Origin of the sequence: Anseongella ginsenosidimutans, from assembly GCF_008033235.1 — a bacterium.
GTDB classification, from domain to species: domain Bacteria; phylum Bacteroidota; class Bacteroidia; order Sphingobacteriales; family Sphingobacteriaceae; genus Anseongella; species Anseongella ginsenosidimutans.
The window spans coordinates 3,757,705-3,777,174 of the sequence record NZ_CP042432.1; the positions used below are offsets into that span (position 1 = coordinate 3,757,705).

At 49.6% G+C, this 19,470-nt stretch carries 22 protein-coding genes; 11 read left to right on the forward strand and 11 right to left on the reverse strand.

Annotation, left to right across the window (positions count from 1 at the left end):
• Positions 1–30 precede the first annotated feature (30 nt).
• The 3 genes from FRZ59_RS15805 to lgt are packed head-to-tail and all read left to right on the forward strand — an operon-like array spanning position 31 to position 1,677.
• Positions 31–318, forward strand: a complete 288-nt coding sequence (locus FRZ59_RS15805; RefSeq protein WP_132129904.1) for a hypothetical protein — start codon at positions 31–33, stop codon at positions 316–318.
• Positions 319–358: 40 nt separating this feature from the next.
• The gene (gene rnhA, locus FRZ59_RS15810) at positions 359–823 is read left to right on the forward strand and encodes a ribonuclease HI (protein ID WP_132129903.1); all 465 of its coding nucleotides are present in this window, start codon (positions 359–361) and stop codon (positions 821–823) included.
• Positions 824–864: 41 nt separating this feature from the next.
• On the forward strand, positions 865–1,677 hold the full coding sequence (gene lgt, locus FRZ59_RS15815; protein WP_132129902.1) for a prolipoprotein diacylglyceryl transferase: 813 nt from the start codon (positions 865–867) through the stop codon (positions 1,675–1,677).
• Here lgt and fbp read toward each other — a convergent pair.
• Genes fbp through FRZ59_RS15830 form a run of 3 tightly spaced genes read right to left on the reverse strand, consistent with a single transcriptional unit; the run spans position 1,613 to position 3,941 of the window.
• Positions 1,613–2,662 carry a class 1 fructose-bisphosphatase gene (fbp, locus tag FRZ59_RS15820; protein WP_132129901.1) on the reverse strand — a complete coding sequence of 350 codons (1,050 nt, stop codon included), beginning with the start codon at positions 2,660–2,662 and terminating at the stop codon, positions 1,613–1,615. The two genes, lgt and fbp, sit on opposite strands and share 65 nt — an antisense overlap.
• Before the next feature lie 42 nt (positions 2,663–2,704).
• The gene (locus tag FRZ59_RS15825; protein ID WP_132129900.1) at positions 2,705–3,196 is read right to left on the reverse strand and encodes a metallophosphoesterase family protein; all 492 of its coding nucleotides are present in this window, start codon (positions 3,194–3,196) and stop codon (positions 2,705–2,707) included.
• Positions 3,197–3,206: 10 nt separating this feature from the next.
• Positions 3,207–3,941 carry a tRNA1(Val) (adenine(37)-N6)-methyltransferase gene (locus FRZ59_RS15830; protein WP_132129899.1) on the reverse strand — a complete coding sequence of 245 codons (735 nt, stop codon included), beginning with the start codon at positions 3,939–3,941 and terminating at the stop codon, positions 3,207–3,209.
• Between the two features lie 103 nt (positions 3,942–4,044).
• Between FRZ59_RS15830 and FRZ59_RS15835 the strand changes: the two genes are divergently transcribed.
• Positions 4,045–5,346, forward strand: a complete 1,302-nt coding sequence (locus tag FRZ59_RS15835) for a cation:proton antiporter (protein ID WP_132129898.1) — start codon at positions 4,045–4,047, stop codon at positions 5,344–5,346.
• A 40-nt stretch (positions 5,347–5,386) separates the two neighbouring features.
• Here the strand turns inward: FRZ59_RS15835 and FRZ59_RS15840 are convergent, their stop codons facing one another.
• Positions 5,387–6,145 carry a queuosine precursor transporter gene (locus FRZ59_RS15840; RefSeq protein WP_132129897.1) on the reverse strand — a complete coding sequence of 253 codons (759 nt, stop codon included), beginning with the start codon at positions 6,143–6,145 and terminating at the stop codon, positions 5,387–5,389.
• A gap of 75 nt (positions 6,146–6,220) precedes the next feature.
• Between FRZ59_RS15840 and FRZ59_RS15845 the strand changes: the two genes are divergently transcribed.
• Positions 6,221–6,994, forward strand: coding sequence for an amidohydrolase (locus FRZ59_RS15845; RefSeq protein WP_132129896.1), 774 nt, complete (start codon positions 6,221–6,223; stop codon positions 6,992–6,994).
• Between the two features lie 63 nt (positions 6,995–7,057).
• Here FRZ59_RS15845 and bioB read toward each other — a convergent pair whose 3' ends face one another.
• Both bioB and FRZ59_RS15855 read right to left on the reverse strand, forming a co-directional pair.
• The gene (gene bioB / locus FRZ59_RS15850; RefSeq protein ID WP_132129895.1) at positions 7,058–8,059 is read right to left on the reverse strand and encodes a biotin synthase BioB; all 1,002 of its coding nucleotides are present in this window, start codon (positions 8,057–8,059) and stop codon (positions 7,058–7,060) included.
• A gap of 56 nt (positions 8,060–8,115) precedes the next feature.
• Positions 8,116–8,736, reverse strand: a complete 621-nt coding sequence (locus tag FRZ59_RS15855) for a WbqC family protein (protein WP_132129894.1) — start codon at positions 8,734–8,736, stop codon at positions 8,116–8,118.
• On the opposite strand from FRZ59_RS15855, the gene FRZ59_RS15860 reads away from it, so the two are divergent.
• Positions 8,728–9,636 (forward strand): lysophospholipid acyltransferase family protein, encoded by a 909-nt coding sequence (locus FRZ59_RS15860; RefSeq protein ID WP_262709603.1) that lies wholly within the window; start codon positions 8,728–8,730, stop codon positions 9,634–9,636. The two genes, FRZ59_RS15855 and FRZ59_RS15860, sit on opposite strands and share 9 nt — an antisense overlap.
• A 6-nt stretch (positions 9,637–9,642) precedes the next feature.
• On the opposite strand, the gene FRZ59_RS15865 is transcribed toward FRZ59_RS15860, so the two are convergent.
• Genes FRZ59_RS15865 through FRZ59_RS15875 form a run of 3 tightly spaced genes read right to left on the reverse strand, consistent with a single transcriptional unit; the run spans position 9,643 to position 11,948 of the window.
• Positions 9,643–9,903, reverse strand: coding sequence for a hypothetical protein (locus tag FRZ59_RS15865; protein WP_132129892.1), 261 nt, complete (start codon positions 9,901–9,903; stop codon positions 9,643–9,645).
• Positions 9,904–9,947: 44 nt separating this feature from the next.
• Positions 9,948–10,820: an aminotransferase class IV gene (locus tag FRZ59_RS15870; RefSeq protein WP_132129891.1), complete on the reverse strand. Its 873-nt coding sequence runs from the start codon at positions 10,818–10,820 to the stop codon at positions 9,948–9,950.
• 45 nt (positions 10,821–10,865) lie between these two features.
• Positions 10,866–11,948, reverse strand: a complete 1,083-nt coding sequence (locus FRZ59_RS15875) for an RluA family pseudouridine synthase (protein ID WP_132129890.1) — start codon at positions 11,946–11,948, stop codon at positions 10,866–10,868.
• Between the two features lie 65 nt (positions 11,949–12,013).
• Between FRZ59_RS15875 and FRZ59_RS15880 the strand changes: the two genes are divergently transcribed.
• The 3 genes from FRZ59_RS15880 to FRZ59_RS15890 are packed head-to-tail and all read left to right on the forward strand — an operon-like array spanning position 12,014 to position 15,122.
• A complete protein-coding gene (locus FRZ59_RS15880) occupies positions 12,014–12,940 on the forward strand; it encodes a 1-aminocyclopropane-1-carboxylate deaminase/D-cysteine desulfhydrase (protein WP_132129889.1) in 927 nt (308 codons plus the stop codon).
• A gap of 43 nt (positions 12,941–12,983) precedes the next feature.
• On the forward strand, positions 12,984–14,315 hold the full coding sequence (gene lat, locus FRZ59_RS15885) for an L-lysine 6-transaminase (RefSeq protein WP_132129888.1): 1,332 nt from the start codon (positions 12,984–12,986) through the stop codon (positions 14,313–14,315).
• Positions 14,316–14,345: 30 nt separating this feature from the next.
• Entirely contained in the window at positions 14,346–15,122 is a 777-nt protein-coding gene (locus FRZ59_RS15890) for an SGNH/GDSL hydrolase family protein (RefSeq protein WP_132129887.1), read from the forward strand.
• A 9-nt stretch (positions 15,123–15,131) separates the two neighbouring features.
• On the opposite strand, the gene FRZ59_RS15895 is transcribed toward FRZ59_RS15890, so the two are convergent.
• Both FRZ59_RS15895 and rpoN read right to left on the reverse strand, forming a co-directional pair.
• A complete protein-coding gene (locus FRZ59_RS15895; protein ID WP_132129886.1) occupies positions 15,132–15,692 on the reverse strand; it encodes a type 1 glutamine amidotransferase domain-containing protein in 561 nt (186 codons plus the stop codon).
• Positions 15,693–15,726: 34 nt separating this feature from the next.
• On the reverse strand, positions 15,727–17,199 hold the full coding sequence (rpoN, locus tag FRZ59_RS15900) for an RNA polymerase factor sigma-54 (protein WP_132129885.1): 1,473 nt from the start codon (positions 17,197–17,199) through the stop codon (positions 15,727–15,729).
• Positions 17,200–17,273: 74 nt separating this feature from the next.
• Between rpoN and FRZ59_RS15905 the strand changes: the two genes are divergently transcribed.
• Positions 17,274–18,788 (forward strand): asparagine--tRNA ligase, encoded by a 1,515-nt coding sequence (locus FRZ59_RS15905; protein WP_132129884.1) that lies wholly within the window; start codon positions 17,274–17,276, stop codon positions 18,786–18,788.
• Positions 18,789–19,018: 230 nt separating this feature from the next.
• Positions 19,019–19,441, forward strand: a complete 423-nt coding sequence (gene mscL, locus FRZ59_RS15910) for a large-conductance mechanosensitive channel protein MscL (protein WP_132129883.1) — start codon at positions 19,019–19,021, stop codon at positions 19,439–19,441.
• Positions 19,442–19,470 lie beyond the last annotated feature (29 nt).

Genomic DNA, 19,470 nt, shown 5'->3' on the forward strand with positions numbered 1-19,470 from the left:
ATCATCCAATTCTTAGAAAGGAGACCTAACATGCTGACGGAGAAAGTAAAAACGTACATCAGGGAGAACGTCGTAGACGCTGTCGTTTCCAACTATGAAAAATACAAGGTTAAGCATAAACAGAAAGAACCAAAGATCAATCTTGTTTTTCTGCCTACTTTTTCTGCTCTTTTTATCCAGTTCATGCATGAGTGCAGCAATCACCTGGAAACCGTGTATTATGACCTTGTTACCCTGAGTAAATCATCCAATGACTGGGAGATATACATGGACGGCGTGCTGATCGGGAGCGGGAAATTCGAGTATGATGATTTCTGAAACTTGCAAGCCTGCCGGCATTTGACGTATTTTGCCGGCGATGATCGAGCTATTTACTGACGGCGCTTCCAGAGGAAATCCGGGGCCTGGAGGCTATGGAACAATCCTGCGTGCAGGCGCGCACTACAAGGAACTTTCGCAGGGTTTTCGAAAAACCACGAATAACCGCATGGAGCTGCTGGCGGTTATTGCCGGGCTGGAGGCCCTTAAAAAAGAGAACCAGACGGTCCTTGTTTATTCCGACTCAAAATATGTGGTAGATGCCGTGGAGAAAGGCTGGCTGCGTTCCTGGTTACGCATTGACTTTAAAGGAAAGAAGAATGCGGACCTGTGGAAACGTTTTGTCGGCATTTACAGCAAACATAACGTCCGCTTTAAATGGATTCGGGGTCACGCCGGGCATCCCGAGAATGAACGCTGCGACCAGCTGGCTGTGGCCGCAGCCTGCTCCGCTTCCCTGCTGATCGACCGGGGGTTTGAAGCGGGCCTGGCCGGGGGCAATTAAAGGACGCCCCGCGGCTGAAAAAAAATTGTATTTTTGGCAATATGATCCTTAATTACGTTCACTGGAATCCCCGTCCCGAAATTGTTGACCTGGGTTTCATCGCTCCCCGCTGGTACGGCCTTTTATGGGCTACAGCATTCGTGGCCGGATATTTCGTCCTTCAGAAGATCTTTAAGAAAGAAAAAATAAGCATTGAAGTCCTTGATTCGCTGACAATTTATATGATCGTATCCACGATTGTGGGCGCAAGGCTGGGTCATTGCCTTTTTTATGACTGGGCGTATTACAGCCAGCACCCGCTGGAGATCCTGTTCATCTGGCAGGGCGGCCTGGCCAGTCACGGGGCGGCCATTGGGATCATCACGGGCCTCTACCTGTTTTGCAGGAAGCACCAGCGAAAATATCTTTGGGTGCTGGACCGCATTGTCATTGTGGTAGCCCTTGGCGGAGGATTTATCCGCTTGGGGAACCTGCTCAATTCCGAGATCATCGGCAAACCCACCGATGTTCCCTGGGCCTTTGTGTTTGAACGCGTGGACAACATTCCCCGTCATCCGACACCGATATATGAGGCATTATTCTGCTTCCTGCTTTTCGCCTTCCTTTTTTACTATTATAAACGCAACGCCCGTCGCCTGAAAGACGGCGTTATCTTCGCCATTTTCCTGATCGCTTTATTTGCTTTCCGCTTTTTCGTAGAGTTTTATAAAGACGTACAGGTTGCTTTCGAGCGGAACATGGAACTGAACATGGGACAATGGCTTAGCATACCTTTCGTTGCCGCAGGCATTATCCTGCTGTCAAACCGGATAAAGACTCGTCCAATTGATTACGAGGCGAATACCGCAGCATAAATTCCTCCGCCTTTTTTACCATTGCTGAAGACCCGATAAATACCGGCGTCCGCTGATGAATAGCCGTGGCCTTTAATTCCATGATACGGCCGTAACCGTCGGAAGCGCGGCCTCCGGCCTGTTCCACGATAAAGGAAAGCGGGTTGGCTTCATAGAGCAGCCGGAGTTTTCCGCTGGGAACATGAGCGGAAGAGGGATAAATAAAAATGCCGCCTTTGATCAGGCTCCTGTGAATATCTGCTACCGCGGAACCCACGTAGCGCGAGGTATAGGGCCGGTTACTGGCAGCATCTTCCACCTGGCAATATTTAATATATTTCTTTACTCCTTCCGGGAAATGCACATAATAACCTTCGTTCACCGAGTAAATGGTTCCCGATTCCGGCATCTTCAGATCGGGATGGGAAAGGCAAAACTCCCCGATGGAAGGATCAAGCGTAAAGCCGTTTACGCCGCAGCCTGTCGTATAAACCAACATGGTAGAAGATCCGTAAATTACATAACCGGCCGCAACCTGCCGGATGCCGGGCTGCAGCACATCGTCCGGGCTGACCGGAACATCGGTTGACCGGCGCCGGTACACAGAGAAGATAGTGCCTACTGAGACGTTCACATCAATATTGGAGGAACCGTCCAGCGGATCAATGGCCACAATGTATTTCGCTTCGCTGGAAATTTCCGAATCAATATAGATGAGTTCTTCATTCTCTTCGGAAGCGATCATGCAGCATTCTCCGCCGCTTTTAAGGGCCGAAATAAACTGTTCATTCGCATAAATATCCAGTTTTTTTACCTTTTCGCCCTGCACGTTGGTACCTCCGGTCTCTCCCAGGATATCCACAAGCCCGGCCTTATTGACTTCTCTGTTTACGATCTTGGAAGCAATGCCGATATCCCGCAGCAACCTTGACAGCTCGCCCTTCGCATAGGGAAAATCGGCCTGGCGTTCAATAATGAACTGCCCTAATGTGGTAACTTTTGACATTTGGTTTTATTGATTGGTGGTGGGCGAAAATTAGGAAAAATTTTATGTCTTGAGCAACTCAATTACCTCCAGATCATGAATTCGTGTACCGCTCACAGAAAAACGGGTAATTGTGCGTACTTTATGAAAGCCTTCCTTGCCTGCCGCCCCCGGATTTATATGAAGGAGCCCCAGTTGCTTGTCGTGAATAACTTTCAGAATATGCGAATGCCCGGAGATAAATAAACCGGGCCGTTCCTCCTTCAGTGACAATCCTACTCCCGGCGCATACCTTCCCGGGTACCCGCCGATATGTTTCATCACTACTTTCAGCTCTTCACAGAAAAAGATGGCTGTTTCCGGATAAGCTGCGCGAAGGTCCGCCCCATCGATATTTCCAAATACTCCTCTCAGCGGTTTGAAGGCTGCAAGTTCATCGGCCAGGCGGATGTTCCCGAAGTCGCCCGCATGCCATATTTCATCACATGCTTCAAAATGGGTAAAAATAGCCGGGTCTAAATAGCTGTGTGTATCCGATAATAAGCCAATTCGCATTCAAATAATATTATAGATTTAAATAATAAGGTTTTACCAATGCAGCAAAATCCTGTGTGTACCGCCCCTCCCTTTCATAAATAACCAGCTCTTTTTCAAGCGGCTGCGTCTTAGTTTTCCCAAAGGTAAGCAATCGCCTGATGGCCTTTTCGCCGGGTTTCGAGCGAATGGTCAGTCCCTGCTGCAGATACAGGTTTTCTTCGCCGGCCATTAGCAGCAGGTCTTTCTCCGCACCGGCCGGAAGGATCAGGCAGCACCTGCCCCAGGGTTGGAGCAGCCGCATGCTTCCATTTACCAGTTCGCGGTAAAATTCGTTGCTGCCGTGCCGCGCCAGGGCTTTTTCTTCCTTTACCGGTTTTAGCGAGTTCCGAAAATAAGGAGGATTACTGGCAATGAGATCATATTTCTTATCGCAGGAACGGTAAAAATCACGAAAGTCGGCGTGAATTACCTGGATGCGTTCCGCCCAGTCCGAGCGGGCAACGTTTTCCGCAGCCTGGCCCGCCGCCGCTTCTTCAATTTCTACCGCATCTATTTGCGCGGCGCTTCTCTGCGCCAGCATGAGGGCGACCAACCCGGTGCCCGTCCCGATATCCAGGATATTGCCCCCGGCCACGGAAAGGCCCGGTTCCCCGGAAAATGTTCCGGCGAGCGCGCCCAGCAACACTCCGTCCGTTCCTACTTTCATGGCACAACGATCCTGCTCAATGATAAACTGCTTGAAACGGAACCAGGAGTTAGCCATAATTTAAGCGCTAATTTTTGCGTTAAAATACTGTGGAAAATGATAGATAAAAAAATATTTTCCCTAACTTTTACACCATTTTCTATTTTGTTAATGCTGAAGCATGCAAACAGCAATCGTGATCGTTACCCTGGGGCTGATCGTCTTCCTTTCCCATTATTTCAAGGGGATCTTTAGCCGCTACACCATACCGGATGTACTCTGGCTCTTCCTGATGGGGATATGCCTGGGCCCCTGGTGGGGCATTGTAGAGCCGGAGGATTTTGGTAAGATTGGGCCTGTTTTCACCACCATTGTGCTGGTCTTCATTCTTTTCGAAAGCGGCACCGACCTGCAGTTCGATTGTCTCAAAAAATCGCTCAAAGGCATCGCAGGCATTACTTTACTGAACTTTTTAGGGACCGTGGCCATCCTCACGCCCCTTGCCTACTATTTCATCGGCCTTCCGCTGCTGCAATCCGTTATGCTGGGCGCCATCCTGGGAGGAACATCATCCGCCGTCGTTACCACGCTGATCCGGCAATTCAAGGTGCGGCAGGAAACCTCCGCCATCCTGGTCATGGAAAGCGCATTGAGCGACGTACTCACTTTGGCTATCCCCATTGCCCTGATGCAGGCTTATCAAACCAATGCCCTGAATGTCGGTTCCATCACCGGAAAGATCATCGCCTCTTTTCTCTTTGCCATCATGGCCGGCTGCCTTGGCGCCTTTTTGTGGTCCATCCTGCTCCATTATATCCGGAACTTGCAAAACAGTATTTTTACGACCCCTGCTTTCGTTTTTGTCGTTTTCGGCATTGTGGAAATCCTCGGCTTCAGCGGCGCCATCGCAGCGCTGGCGTTCGGCATCACCCTGGGCAACGTCAAATACCTTCGCCCGCCAATTATAAAACAGTACATTGAACAGGAGCCTATTGAGCTGAACCAAACGGAGAAGAATTTTTTCAGCGAGATCGTGTTCCTGCTGCGCACCTTTTTCTTTATTTACATTGGTCTGTCCATACAGCTGGACGATATGAACCTGGTCTTGTACGGCCTCGGATTCACGCTGCTCCTCTTCCTGGTCCGCATTCCTGTTGTCAGGCTGTCTGTAAACACAAGGAAAACCCCCTTGCTTGATATTTCCCTCATGTCAACCATTATCCCAAAGGGCCTTGGCTGCGCCGTACTGGCCACGCTTCCCTACCAGGAAGGCATTCCCGGCGGACGCACCATTATGACCCTCACCTTCTCTATAATCCTCTTCTCCACGATCCTCACCACGATATTTGTATTCCTTGTAACAAAAACTAAGATGATCGCCGTGTACCGCCTGCTGCTTTCCTGGAAAAAATATCATGTCAGCGCCCACGAGGAACACGAGCCCATGAAAAAATTACATCCGAGAGAAGAAATAAGTTCCTAGTATTTGCCACACTAACATGGCGCTGAAGGCCCCTGCAGCGCTACTTCTCTGTGGCTTCCGCCACCATTTTCTGGGATAATTCCTTTCCCAGGTAAGCATCAATAATGCGATGTACGATGTACAGAACCGGTGTGATCAGCACCGCGATCAGGAATTTATAAAAATACCCTACCGAAGCGATCGCCAGCACCCGGTCGAAGGTCCAGGCGAAATTCGGGTTCCAGTAAAAAAGGATAAATGTGACAACAAAAGAATCCACCATCTGCGACACCACCGTAGACCCCGTAGCGCGCAGCCAAAGCATGCGTTCTCCCGTGTATTTCTTGATACGGTGAAAAATACCCACATCCACAAGCTGCCCTATCAGGAAAGCGGTAATAGAGCCGAAAATATTCCAGAGGCTCTGCCCGAATACACTATTAAACGCAAGATTCATATCGAAGCCGTTATTTTCGGACCAAAAATCCGCCGGCTTCACCCAGATTGCCAGCCCCACTACCAAAAATGCATACCCGATCAGGAAAATTGCCAGAAACGATAAAAACTTCACCCCTTTCTTCCCGTAATACTCATTTATAATATCGGTCATGATGAATACGATGGGCCAGTTCAGAATTCCCGCCGACATATTGAAAGAAAGGTTTTCAAACCCGAAGATCGTCATATCCAGGGGCGGCAGCCCCAGCGTCCCCTCCACCGTAAATATTTTGATCCCGATAAATTCAGCCACGATGGCATTGGCCACAAAAAAGCATCCCAGGACGATAAACAGCCGCCCCTCTTTGGTATATATTGACATTTCTTTCTAGTGTTTTGATAAAGGTTCCGACCAAATATACACACCCTAAGGCAGGGTTTCATTATATTTGAACAAATGGCCAATCTTCGCATTACGTTAATTCAGACTTCCCTGCACTGGGAAAACATCCCGGCCAACCTGGCTATGCTTGATAAAAAGCTAAAGGGCCTGGAAAATACGACGGACCTGGTGATCCTTCCTGAAATGTTCAGTACCGGCTTCAGCATGCGGCCGGAAAAACTGGCGGAAGCTCCCGGCGGGCTAACCACTCAGTGGATGGCCGAAAAAGCACGTGGCCTGAATGCGGTCATCACCGGCAGCATTATTGTCCGCGACCAGGGCCGGTATTTCAACCGACTGATCTGGATGCGGCCGGACGGCGCCTGTGAAACCTATGATAAAAAGCACCTGTTCGGCCTGGGAGAGGAAACTTCATACTATACGGCAGGGAGCAAAAAGCTGATCACCGGGATAAAGGGATGGAAGGTCTGCCCCATGATCTGCTATGATCTGCGATTCCCTGCCTGGTGCCGCAATACGGAGAACTATGATCTGTATATCAATATCGCCAACTGGCCTGAAAAGCGTGCTGAACATTGGAAAACGCTTTCGCGTGCGCGAGCCATCGAAAATCTTTGCTATGTGGCAGCCCTGAACCGGGTTGGCGATGACGGTAACGGCTTCTCCCATTCCGGCGACAGCCAGGTAATCGATCCTGCAGGAAATGTTCTTTACCAAAAAGCCTGGGAAGAAGATGTGTCCACTATTTTCCTTGAACGGGAAGTCGTCACCAAAGCAAGGCGGATGTTCCCCTTTCTCAGGGACATGGATCCCTTTGAGCTGAAGTGACCTGAATACCTCACTTGCTTGCAGCTGCAGTACTTTGTTAAGCCTAAACTTAAAGCGCTAAACTTATTCCTGGGGCAGAACGCTCACTTCCTCACTTTCATTTCGTTCCTTGAAGGCTTTGCGGGGGCGAAGGCCAAGAATGTCAAACATTTGCATGTCTTCGTTGAACTCAGGGTTGGGGGTGGTCAGCAACTTGTCGCCGGCAAAAATGGAATTGGCTCCGGCGAGGAAGCACAGGGCTTGTTCGCTTAAACCCATTTCGGTGCGGCCGGCAGAAAGGCGGACTACAGAGCCGGGCATGATAATGCGGGCGGTGGCTACCATACGGACCATATCCTGCACGGGTACCCGGGGCTGGTTTTCCATCGGCGTCCCTTTTACGGGGACCAGGGCGTTCACGGGAACAGACTGCGGGTGTTGCGGAAGGTTCGACAAGGTATGCAGCATACCAATCCGGTCTTCGTCTGATTCGCCCATTCCGATAATGCCGCCGCTGCAAACGGTGATATTGGCTTTCCGGACATGTTCCAGGGTGTTCAGGCGGTCCTCGTACGTGCGGGTGGTGATGATCTTATCGTAGTTTTCTTCGGAAGTGTCCAGGTTATGGTTGTACGCGTATAGCCCTGCTTCGGCAAGGCGCTGCGCCTGCTCCTCATTGAGCATGCCCAGGGTGCAGCAAACTTCCATTTGCTCCTGGTTAATGGCCTTGACCATGTCAATGACCTTGTCAAAATCACGGTTATCTCGTACCTCTCTCCAGGCGGCGCCCAGGCACATGCGGGAAGCGCCGGCTGCTTTGGCCTTACGGGCTTTTTCCAGCACTTCATCTACTTTCATCATGCCGTGAACATGAATATCGGTATGATAACGGGCCGCTTGCGGGCAATAAGCGCAATCTTCCGGGCAGCCGCCGGTTTTAACGGAAATAAGGCTGCTTATCTGGACTTCGCCTAATTCATGAAAACGGCGATGGACGTCGGCAGCCTGCAGGATCAGCTCCAGTAAGGGGGTTTGATAGATTGCCGTAATTTCTTCCCTGCTCCAGTCGTGGCGGATTTCATCCATGGTATTTCCTTTCAAAACTTCCTTTCAGACGCCAATATTAACAATTTTCAGCCGGATTATTCAAGGATCATGGCCATAGTTTTATTTCCGTAGTTGAACAGGAGGTCAATCATGCTGAGGTCGGGCAAAAAACCATTTCTGTCGGAAAACACCTGGTAATAAGGTTCCGGAACAGAAACCGGCGCCTTTTTCGGATGAATAAGATCCCGGTAATCAAATACGGAAGAAGGATATTCTTTAAGGTAGCTCGTGGTATAATCATGCGAGCTACTGACTTTCATCCATTTCAAAACCAGCTCCAGGAGCTGCTCGTTAAAATCAATGAGGAAATCAAATTTCCCTTCGTAAAATGGAGCCAGTTCGTCTTCATAAAATTCAAAAAAAGCAGAACTTCTGTAGGCTGCTTCCAGTGACCGCCAATGTATTTTTTGCCAGGGATGATGAGGGCTGATACGCACATCTTTGATGGGGGTATGATCCCCCGCTCCTTTTTGCACAGGGATGCTCAGGGCAAGCAAGCCATTGGGCGAATGAATATGACAACGGTTCCGGTAGGTTTGCCTGGGAAAATGTTCCTGCTTTTCCAGGAGAATTTCTCCCTGCTGTCCCTTGACATAAGCCGAAAACCAGCTTATTGGGGGTAGGTAACATAGCGGGAGAATTGTTTTTTGTATCATTGCGGTAAAAATAAGAGAAAAAAGCGGATGAAGCGGCTTAGCTACTACCTTGCATTTCCATTTTTGTACGGCATCTCGCTGCTGCCTTTCCCCTTGTTTTACCTCCTTTCCGACTTTTTTTGTTTCCTGCTCTACAGGGTCGCCGGTTACCGCAAGAAGGTGGTGATGGAAAACCTCCGGAACTCCTTTCCCGAAAAGTCCGAAGAAGAAAGAAAACGAATTGCTGCCCGGTTTTACCGGAACCTGGCGGATATTATGCTGGAAACAGTAAAGATGCTGACCATTTCTCCCGAAAGTTTGAAGAAACGTTTTCAAATGACCAATTTGGAATTTGCTGAGAAATATTATGCACAGGGAAGATCAATTGCGATAGCGGTAGGCCATTTCGGAAACTGGGAATGGGCCTGCCTTAGCCAGGGAATGGCCTCTTCCCACCCTTCCATTGTTATTTACAAACCGCTCAGCAACCCCTGGTTTGACCGGCTTTTCTTCCGGATGCGCTCCAGGACAGGAGCGGTACTTGTGTCAATGAAACAAACTTTGCGAACGCTTGTAAGTTACCGGGGGCAGTCTTATATGGCCGTTTTTGCCGCTGACCAGACACCGGTTCAGCAGGACGCCGTTTACTGGACCCCTTTTTTGAACCAGGACACAGCCGTATTCCTGGGTATTGAGAAGATCGCTAAAATGAATAATAGCGTGGTGATGTTCTGTGATATGAAACGGGTTGGAAGAGGGCGGTATACGGTTACTTATAAATTGTTATTTGAAGATCCTAAGGCTACCAGCGAATACGAGATAACCAAAGCGCATGTAACTGCCCTTGAAAAATGCATACGGGAGAGCCCGGAAGACTGGCTGTGGTCGCACAGAAGATGGAAAGTCAAGCGGACGTCCTGATACCCCTTAAATTTTCTGAAGCCTGGCATAGCCGCTTCGCATGAGTTCATAGAGAAGTTCACGGGTGCGCTGCAGATTTTTCATCCGGGGCCAGCGGGTCTTTACTTCTTCCACATTGAGTTCAAAATCGGAAGCAAAATCATTTTCCCGGGTCTCTGTCGTACGCGCCTCGTTCAGCAATTCCATTTCTATATTCATACGCGTTATCAGATCCTTAACGAGCTGCTCTTCTGCTTTGTCTTTCGGCTTAACAAGAATAGTTTCCATAATTTTCTTTCGCGTTTTCTTGTTAAGAAACAAATATCAAGCCTTTAAAGTTTCGAACTGGCCCACATGCGCACCATGTATTCATTCAGGGCCTCGTTCAGGGATTTCGATACCCGGTTAAAATATCGCTTTTCCTTATAACCCACCACCCACTGAATTCCTCTTACCGTGTTGGTAAGAAAAATTTCATCGGCGGCCTTCAGGCTGTCGGGCGGCAATAATGTTTCCTGCACCTGCAGTCCGCCTTCTGCGGCAAGTTTTAATACTACCCGGCGCATGATCCCGTCAATGCATCCCGTACTTAGTTCGGGCGTAAAGAGCGTCTTATTCTTGATCAGGAAAATATTGGAAGCAGTTGTTTCGCTGATATGGCCGCCGGCGCTTAACAATACGCTCTCATCCAGTTTATGCTCCTTTTTAAAAACGCCTGACAACACATAGGGAAGGCTGTTAATGGTCTTAAAGGGGGAGAGCAAATTAAACTCGGTCCGGATGTCGGGAAAAATATCAATGAGCAATCCTTTTTTGTTCAGCTCGTAATTTTGTTCCTCTAAGCGTTGCATTTCCACCACAAAAGCAAACCCATTGTGGACAGGAGTGTACAATCCGCCCGCATCCCGGTAGACACTGAAACGGATGCGCGCGTTCGAAAATATTTTATTGCTTTTTGACAGCAGGCTGATCTGGCTTTCCATTTGCCCGGCGTCCATGGCCTGGTAATTATCAAATTTCAGGATTTTCATTCCCGCCTGGAGGCGGCGGGCATGCATTTCGAGCAGGGGTAATTCCCCCCGGATCATCCGCAACGTTTCAAACAGCCCGTCACCGTACCGGAACGCGCGGTTTCCGGAGGTAAAAAGAGGCTCAGAGGCATTTACTATCTTTCCGTTATAATTTATAAATGTAGCTGAAGACATGAACTGATTAGCGTTTTAATTTCAATAACAACGTCGCGACCGGGATTAAATTCTGCCCGCGGCGGCATATTTACGCCAGCGGTCCAGTACATGGAAAAAATCCGCAGGCGGCTCCACCTGGAAAAACAACTCTTTCCGTGTAGCCGGATGAATAAAACCAAGGCTCTGCGCATGCAGCGCCTGCCGGGGCATTATCTGAAAACAATTCAGCACGAAAGACTTAAACTTAGCCATGCCCTCCCCCTTCAGGATCTGGCTGCCGCCGTACGCTGTATCACCAAAAAGAGGATGCCCTTTGTATTTCATATGCGCGCGAATCTGGTGGGTTCTTCCCGTTTCCAGCCGGCATTCTATCAGGGTGGCAAAGTGAAATCGTTCCAGTACCCGGTAATGGGTTACCGACCATTTCCCTTTTTCTTCCGAATCGTAGACCTGCATCACCTTACGGTCCTTCACAGACCTGCCGATATAACCTGAAATCGTTCCTTCGCCTTCCAGGTCGCCCCAGACCAGGGCAAGGTAACTGCGCCGGATCGTATGATCAAAGAATTGCTTCGCCAGAAAGGTCATTGCCAGTTCTTTCCTGGCCACCAGCAACAATCCCGAGGTATCCTTATCAATCCGGTGGACAAGGCCGGGCCTGCCCTCGTTTCCGGGAAGCTGCGGGAGGCTGCCGTCTTCGTCAGTACGGAATCCCGCATGGTACAACAAGCCGTTTACCAGGGTGCCGTGGTAATTATTATAGCCGGGATGCACCACCATGCCCGCCGGTTTATTCACCAGGATCACTTCATCGTCCTCATACACGATATCCAGCGGAATATCCTCGGGATAAACTTCGGTATCACGGGGCGGGTAAGCCATGACGATGGAAATCACATCTCCCGGCTTTACCCGGTAACTCTGTTTAACCGCCTTACCGTTCACCAGGATACTGCCGGCGTCGGCGGCATTCTGTATGCGGTTGCGCGAAACATTTTGTAAACGCAGCGTCAGGAATTTATCGATCCGCAGCAATGACTGCCCCGGATCAACCGTCAAACGATGATGCTCATAAAGGTCATTATCCTCCTCCTGCCCAGGCAGCTCCTGGTTAACCTGCCCGGACAGTTCCTGATCATTTACCATGCCGCAAAGATAGTCTTCTGCAATTCACGATGGCTGAAAAGTATAAAATTCATTAATTTCCCGGCGTGACTGACTTTCCGATCTATAGTCCTGAAGAAGAATTGGCTGATGCCCGGCTGCAAGCGAAAGGTTTGCGGCTGTTTGTTAAGCGCGATGATATGATCCATCCGTTCATATCGGGGAATAAATGGCGTAAGCTGAAGTACCAGCTGGAAAATGCCCGTCTGAAAGGGCAAGACCACCTGGTTAGTTTCGGGGGCGCCTATTCGAACCACTTGCTGGCCCTTGCCGCAGCGGCAGCGAAATACGGTTTTAAAAGCACCGGGTTCGTGCGGGGGGAGGAAGTGCAGCCGCAGAACAATACGCTTTTTTTATGCAGGGAATTTGGAATGGAGCTGATTTTCACCAGCCGCGAAATTTACCGGGAAAAGAAAACGGAACTATTCAGGGAGTACTTTCACGGGAATCCTTCCGCCTGTTTTATTGATGAAGGCGGCCGCTCTCCGCTGGCGATAAAAGGCTGCGCCGAACTAATAGGGGAACTGACCCGTCCTTATGATCACATCTTTGCCGCTTGCGGTACGGGCAGCACGCTGGCTGGTATCGTACGCGGAATAGCGGCCGGAAAAATGACGGCCTGGGCCGAAGGTATTGCCGTACTTAAAAATGCTTCCTTTCTTGAAAATGATATCCGGGATGCGGCGAATACCGGTCATCCTTTCCGGCTGCACCTTGATTTCCACCAGGGCGGGTATGCCAAAGCTCCCCGGCCCTTTATCAGCTGGCTGCAGGATTTTCATCGCCGGCATGGCTTGCTCCTGGACCCCGTGTATACCGGGAAAATGATGTATGCTATTTTCCGGCTTGCCGAAGAAAACTATTTTAAGGCTGGCAGCACCCTGCTGGCCCTTCATACGGGCGGGCTTTTCGGCTTACTGGGAATGAAAGAAAAATGGGGCGGCCCTGCTGGTGAAAACCCTGCCGGAAATTAGGATTATTTTATATATTTGGAGAACACCCATTCAAAAATCAACAATGTACCAGCTTGATATCCAGCCTGAAAATGTAAGAGATACTTTAAAGAAATACGTCCAGGCCGATGGATACGACCTTGTTCTGGACATGGAAAGAAGCCAGGGCGTTCACCTGTACGATTCTGCGCACGATCGAAGTATACTGGATTTTTTCACTTGTTTTGCATCCATGCCCCTGGGTTATAACCACCCCGGTATGGTGAATGATGAAACGTTTAAAAAAAATCTCCTGCTTGCCGCGCTCACCAACCCCTCAAATTCTGACATTTACACTCAGCAGTATGCCGAATTTGTCGATACTTTTTCACGTGTCGGCATTCCTGATTACTTGCCTCATGCATTTTTTATTGCAGGCGGCGCATTAGCCGTAGAAAATGCCCTGAAAGCAGCTATGGACTGGAAGGTGCAGAAGAACTTTCAAAAGGGGCATCTCAGCGAAAAGGGAACGAAAGTCATCCACTTTGAAAAAGCCTTTCACGGACGCTCGGGCTATACAATGAGTCTTACCAATACGCTGCCGGATAAGACCAAATGGTATGCCCGGTTTGACTGGCCGCGGATCACCACGCCAGGCGTCGAATTCCCGTTTACCGACGAACGGTATGAAGCCTTGCTAAAAAAAGAAAAACTGGCCATCCGGCAAATAAAACTGGCATTTAAGAACAACCCGGACGACATATGCGCCATTATTGTTGAGCCTATTCTCTCCGAAGGCGGCGATATTCATTTGCGCGTCGAATTTTTTGAAGAACTTCGCAGGCTGGCCGATGAAAATGAGTGCCTGCTTATTTATGACGAAGTGCAAACCGGGGTGGGCCTCACAGGTAGATTCTGGTGCCATGAACATTTCGGGGAAAACGCCCGGCCGGATATTATCGCCTTCGGTAAGAAGATGCAGGTCTGCGGTATCCTGGCCGGACCGAAGATCGATGAGATCGAAACCAATGTTTTCCGGGTTCCCTCCCGCATTAATTCCACCTGGGGAGGCAACCTCACGGACATGGTCCGGTCATCAAAAGTATTGCAGATCATTGAAGAAGATAACTTGTGCGACCACGCCGCCCAAACGGGCAGCTACCTGCACGATAAGCTACTCGCTATTTCCGGAAGCGCGGATAAGGTCAGCAATGTCCGGGGCCGGGGCCTTCTGAATGCCTTCGATCTGCCAGATACGGCCATGCGGAATGAATTTATTAAAAAAGGCCTTGAAAACCAGGTACTCTTCCTTGGCTGCGGCAGCCGGACCATCCGCTTCCGCCCTTCTCTTATCATGAAAAATGAAGACATCGATGCGGGGATGGAGGTAATGGAAAAAATTATTAAAAATCTGTAGATTGCCCTTTCAACTAATAAAACAAGAGAAATGAACGAAAAATACGATTTAATGCGCAGGGACTTTTTAAAGAAAGCTTCAATTGCAGGGATGCTGGCCGCAATGCCCTCCATCGGAAGGGCCGGTCTTTCCGCAGGGAACAAGGTATCTTCTGCGCCCCGGGTTTCCCTGAAAGAAGGCGCTGTCGTACTTTTCCAGGGAGATTCCATTACCGATGCAGGAAGGGACAAAGACGCAACGTCCGCCAACAACGGCAACGCGCTGGGTAGAGGATACGCCTACCTGGCTGCCTGCGAACTGCTTTACCAGTATCCCGGGAAAAACCTTTCCGTTTATAATAAAGGCATCAGCGGGAATAAAGTTTACCAGCTGGCTGAACGTTGGGAAGTGGACTGCCTGAGCCTGAAGCCTGATGTACTCAGCATCCTTATCGGCGTAAACGATTACTGGCACAAACATAATGGGAAATACGACGGCACTGTCAAGGTTTACCGGGACGACTACCGCGCACTTCTCAACCGGACCCTTGAACAATTACCAGATGTACAGCTGGTGATCGGCGAACCCTTTGCCGTTAAAGACGTGAAGGCGGTCGACGACAGCTGGTATCCTGAATTTGATGAATACCGCGCTGCTGCCCGGGAGATCGCTGAGGAATTCAAGGCAGCGTTTATTCCCTACCAAAGCATTTTCGACAAGGCCGAAAAATCCGCTGCCGGCGCCTACTGGACACCGGACGGCGTACATCCCAGCCTGGCCGGCGCCAACCTGATGGCCCATGCCTGGATGGAAGCGGTAGGAAAATAAGGAAACGGACTATACGATCCTTTCCTGGTGGATGCCTTCTCCTAATTCTTCCAGGAACTTGCTGTTGAAGGCCTCCAGGTCGGCGGGAGACCGGCTGGTTACCAGACCCTGGTCCGTGACCACTTCCCTGTCAACCCAGTTGGCTCCCGCGTTAACAAGGTCGGTACGAAGCGCCGGATAGGAGGTCATTTCCCGGCCCCTTACCACTTCCGCGTCAATCAGCACCTGCGGTCCATGACAAATGGCGCCAATCGGTTTACCGCTTTCATGAAATCTTCTTACAAATTCAAGCGCATCCTTATTCTGCCGGAGTTTGTCGGGATTCATAACGCCTCCCGGCAGGAAAAGCCCGTCGTAATCTTCGGCGCGAGCCTCTGAGAGCAATTTATCCACCTTCACAGTAATGCCCCAGTTATCCTTGTCCCAGGCTTTCACTTCCCCTTCCCGGGGCGAGATCACATCTACCCGGATGCCTTTCTCTTCCATCGCCTGCTTCGGACTGGTAAGTTCGGACTGTTCAAAACCATTTTCGGTAAGAATGGCGACTTTCAATTGATTTAACTTTTCCATAATACAGGAAAAGCCGCAAGTGTTGTGCCGGATATTAAAGTTCTTTGCGCAGCCGGGCCACGGGGATATTGAGTTGTTCACGGTATTTGGCTACCGTTCGGCGGGCAATATTATAGCCTTTTTCTTTTAGAATATCGGTCAGCTTTTCGTCAGCCAGCGGTTTTCGTTTGTCTTCGCCGGCGATGCATTCTTCGAGGATCTTTTTCACTTCCCGGTTGGAAACCTCTTCCCCGCTTTCGGTTTGTATAGCTTCGGAAAAGAAGGATTTCAGCAGGAAGGTACCGAAATCCGTCTGGACATACTTACTGTTGGCAACCCGGGAAACAGTAGAAATATCCATCCCGATCCGGTCAGCGATATCCTTCAGGATCATGGGCTTCAGCTTTCGTTCGTCACCGTCCAGGAAATACTCATACTGGTATTCCATAATGGCTTCCATCGTCTTGATCAGCGTTTGCTGCCGCTGCTTAATGGCATCAATGAACCATTTAGCCGCATCCAGTTTTTGCTTGACAAACTGCACGGCTTCCTTCAGCTTCTTATCTTTTTTGGCCTGTTTATCGTAGGTGTCAAACATCTCCAGGTAAGAACGGCTTACCCGCAGATCCGGCGCATTTTTTCCGTTGAGGGTCAGGACCAGTTCCCCGTCGTTATTGGTGATGCGGAAGTCCGGGATCACCTGCATTTGCTTATCGGAATTTCCCGTGGCGGAATCCCCGGGTTTGGGATTGAGTTTCAGGATTTCGCCAACGGCCTCCTTCAGTTCTTCCGGGCTAATGCCCAACGCCTTTTCCAGCTTATCGTAATGTTTCCTTGTAAATTCATCGAGATGATTTTCGACGATCTCAATGGCGGTAAGCGTAGCCGGATTACCCGATCGCTTCTTCTTCAGCTGAATGAGCAGGCATTCCTGCAGGTTGCGGGCGGCTATGCCGGGAGGATCAAATTGCTGCACCATATGCAGCACATCTTCCATTTCATCATCGTTTACCACCACGTTCTGCCCAAAGGCCAAGTCGTCCACCAGGGAAGATATAGGACGGCGCAGGTATCCGTCGTCATCTATGCTTCCAATTACCTGGATGGCCATGATATACTGCTGATCATCCAGTTCCAGCATGTTCAGCTGGCGTTCCAGGTCGTCATAAAAAGAGGCGCTGACAGCAATAGGTATTTCCTTTCGCTCTTCTTCATCGTCGCCGCCGTAACTCATCATTTCGGCGTAATCGGAACGATCATCATCCTGGAGGTAGTCATCAATATTGAATTCCTCCTCGCTCCTTTCCTCCTGGACGTTCTCCTCCGAATGCTTTTCATCCAACTCTTCGTATTCCTCTTCGTTCTCCGCCGAAAGAAGGCTTGGATCCTCCAGTGCGGGGTTCTCCTCCAGTTCCTCCTTTATGCGTGCATCCAGCATAACAGTAGGCACCTGCAGCAATTTGATAAACTGAATTTGCTGCGGAGATAGCTTCTGTAATAGCTTTTGCTGTAATTTCTGTCTAAGCATTTGATGCAAAGGTAAATCTAAAAAGCCGAAAAAATATGATAATTTAGCCCCCAATTGAAAAATCGAATAAAAGTATGGCATTCATAGAACAATTGGCGGCCGTAGAAGGACAAACCGTGACACTGAGGGGATGGGTGGCCAACAAGCGCAGCAGTAAGGGGCTTGTATTTATTATTTTACGGGACGGAACCGGTTTATGCCAGTGCGTAGCTGATGCTTCCAAACTCAATGAAGAAGCATTCAGCCTGGCGGATAAACTTACCCAGGAAAGTTCCGTGGAAATTACCGGGAAGATCTGCAGGGATGAACGCCAGGTAGGCGGTTATGAACTCCGGGTAAGCGATCTGAAAGTATACCAGCTGGCACAGGACTATCCTATTACCAAAAAAGCGCACGGCGTGGAATTCCTGATGGATAACCGGCATTTATGGCTGCGGTCCAACCGGCAATGGGCCATTATGCGCATCCGCAACCGGATCATCCAAGCTATACACCGTTTCTTCCAGGAAAGAGGATTTATCGAAATGGATTCGCCTATTTTCACCGGCAATGCCGCAGAAGGGACCACTACCCTGTTCGAAACGGACTTTTACGATGAAAAGGCCTATCTGGCGCAGACAGGCCAGCTATACGGAGAAGCGATGGCCATGGCCATGGGGCGCATTTACACGTTCGGGCCTACCTTCCGGGCTGAAAAGTCAAAAACGAGGCGCCATTTATCCGAGTTCTGGATGATTGAACCGGAAATAGCGTTCTGCGACCTGGATATGAATATGGACCTGATCGAGGAATTTCTCCGGTATGTGGTAGAAGCGATTCTCGAAGAATGCCCGGAGGAACTGGAATTGCTCGAACGGAATATTGAAAAGTTAAAGAATGTCCGTAAACCTTTTCCGCGCATGTCCTATACGGACGCGGTAAAGATCATCCGGGGCGAAAAAGATGTAAACGGAAGAAATTCGATCAAAACCCTTGAGAACGACCTGGCTGAACTGCGGCAGCGCATTACGGATATCCAGGCTGAAGTAGCGGAACGGGAAGCAAAGATCAAGGCGCCCGGAATGAAAAAAGGAGAGATCAATTTCAATCAAAATAAAATTGCAGGATTAAAAAACGAACTAAAGGACCTGGAAGAATCCTCGAAAAATATTCCGCAGTGGATCGAATCAGCGAAAGCCTTTGAACACGGAAACGATTTCGGAGGCTCGGATGAAACCGTACTCACCCGTTTATTCGATAGCCCTGTAATGGTATATAACTGGCCGGCCGGCATCAAAGCGTTCTACATGAAGCGGGCCAACGATCCCGATTATGTAAAAGGCGTAGACGTCCTGGCGCCGGAAGGCTACGGAGAAATTGTGGGAGGTTCAGAACGCGAAGATAACCTGGACCTGCTCGTGGAACGCATAAAAGACGAAGGCCTGCCGATGGAGGCGTTCGAATGGTACCTGGATCTTCGGCGCTACGGATCCGTTCCGCATTCCGGCTTTGGGCTGGGCCTGGAGCGGCTGGTTGCCTGGATATGCAAACTGCCCCATGTTCGGGAAACTATTCCTTTCCCGCGTATGTATGGACGGTTATTTCCTTAACATTCGCTTTTCGGGCAGTAGCAAGTTTAAAAAACAGCTGCGCGCAAGCGTGCGGGATTTGGAAGGCCCGGACTCGCTCAGACGATTCTCCGTTCGGAGAATCAACATCGCTCGCTGCGGGCCATCCAAATCGGGCACGCGTTCCCCGGTTCTCCTCGGGATTAACTGGAAAGAAAATATGGAAACTTTCAAAAATAGCGTATATTTAAGCAACAAAAATTTTACAGGATATGGGATTTGTCAAAGAATTTAAAGAGTTTGCCCTTAAAGGGAATGTGGTTGATCTCGCCGTTGCAGTAGTGATTGGCGGCGCCTTCGGCAAGATCGTTACCTCGCTGGTCAATGATATAATCATGCCTCCGATTGGGCTGCTAATGGGAGACACCGATTTTACCAGCCTTTTCATTCCTTTGGATGGTAACGATTATGAAAGCCTGGATGCGGCCACAGAAGCGGCTGCTCCTGTGCTGGCCTATGGTTCCTTCATCCAAACTGTTATTGAATTCGTTATCATTGCGATGGCTATTTTCCTTGTCATTAAAGGGATCAACCGCTTTAAGAAGAAAAAGGAGGCCGCACCCGCAGCTCCGCCGGCTCCTACTCCCAGCGAAAAACTGCTGGAGGAAATCAGGGACCTGCTGAAAACGAAATAAGAGCCTCGTATTGTTTAAAAAGCCTCCTC

Excerpts from the sequence above, each read along its gene's own strand:
- FRZ59_RS15805 (WP_132129904.1), top strand. The coding sequence starts at position 31 with ATGCTGACGGAGAAAGTAAAAACGTACATCAGGGAGAACGTCGTAGAC.
- rnhA (WP_132129903.1), top strand. The coding sequence starts at position 359 with ATGATCGAGCTATTTACTGACGGCGCTTCCAGAGGAAATCCGGGGCCT.
- lgt (WP_132129902.1), top strand. The coding sequence starts at position 865 with ATGATCCTTAATTACGTTCACTGGAATCCCCGTCCCGAAATTGTTGAC.
- fbp (WP_132129901.1), bottom strand. The coding sequence starts at position 2,662 with ATGTCAAAAGTTACCACATTAGGGCAGTTCATTATTGAACGCCAGGCC.
- FRZ59_RS15825 (WP_132129900.1), bottom strand. The coding sequence starts at position 3,196 with ATGCGAATTGGCTTATTATCGGATACACACAGCTATTTAGACCCGGCT.
- FRZ59_RS15830 (WP_132129899.1), bottom strand. The coding sequence starts at position 3,941 with ATGGCTAACTCCTGGTTCCGTTTCAAGCAGTTTATCATTGAGCAGGAT.
- FRZ59_RS15835 (WP_132129898.1), top strand. The coding sequence starts at position 4,045 with ATGCAAACAGCAATCGTGATCGTTACCCTGGGGCTGATCGTCTTCCTT.
- FRZ59_RS15840 (WP_132129897.1), bottom strand. The coding sequence starts at position 6,145 with ATGTCAATATATACCAAAGAGGGGCGGCTGTTTATCGTCCTGGGATGC.
- FRZ59_RS15845 (WP_132129896.1), top strand. The coding sequence starts at position 6,221 with ATGGCCAATCTTCGCATTACGTTAATTCAGACTTCCCTGCACTGGGAA.
- bioB (WP_132129895.1), bottom strand. The coding sequence starts at position 8,059 with ATGGATGAAATCCGCCACGACTGGAGCAGGGAAGAAATTACGGCAATC.
- FRZ59_RS15855 (WP_132129894.1), bottom strand. The coding sequence starts at position 8,736 with ATGATACAAAAAACAATTCTCCCGCTATGTTACCTACCCCCAATAAGC.
- FRZ59_RS15865 (WP_132129892.1), bottom strand. The coding sequence starts at position 9,903 with ATGGAAACTATTCTTGTTAAGCCGAAAGACAAAGCAGAAGAGCAGCTC.
- FRZ59_RS15870 (WP_132129891.1), bottom strand. The coding sequence starts at position 10,820 with ATGTCTTCAGCTACATTTATAAATTATAACGGAAAGATAGTAAATGCC.
- FRZ59_RS15875 (WP_132129890.1), bottom strand. The coding sequence starts at position 11,948 with ATGGTAAATGATCAGGAACTGTCCGGGCAGGTTAACCAGGAGCTGCCT.
- lat (WP_132129888.1), top strand. The coding sequence starts at position 12,984 with ATGTACCAGCTTGATATCCAGCCTGAAAATGTAAGAGATACTTTAAAG.
- FRZ59_RS15890 (WP_132129887.1), top strand. The coding sequence starts at position 14,346 with ATGAACGAAAAATACGATTTAATGCGCAGGGACTTTTTAAAGAAAGCT.
- FRZ59_RS15895 (WP_132129886.1), bottom strand. The coding sequence starts at position 15,692 with ATGGAAAAGTTAAATCAATTGAAAGTCGCCATTCTTACCGAAAATGGT.
- rpoN (WP_132129885.1), bottom strand. The coding sequence starts at position 17,199 with ATGCTTAGACAGAAATTACAGCAAAAGCTATTACAGAAGCTATCTCCG.
- FRZ59_RS15905 (WP_132129884.1), top strand. The coding sequence starts at position 17,274 with ATGGCATTCATAGAACAATTGGCGGCCGTAGAAGGACAAACCGTGACA.
- mscL (WP_132129883.1), top strand. The coding sequence starts at position 19,019 with ATGGGATTTGTCAAAGAATTTAAAGAGTTTGCCCTTAAAGGGAATGTG.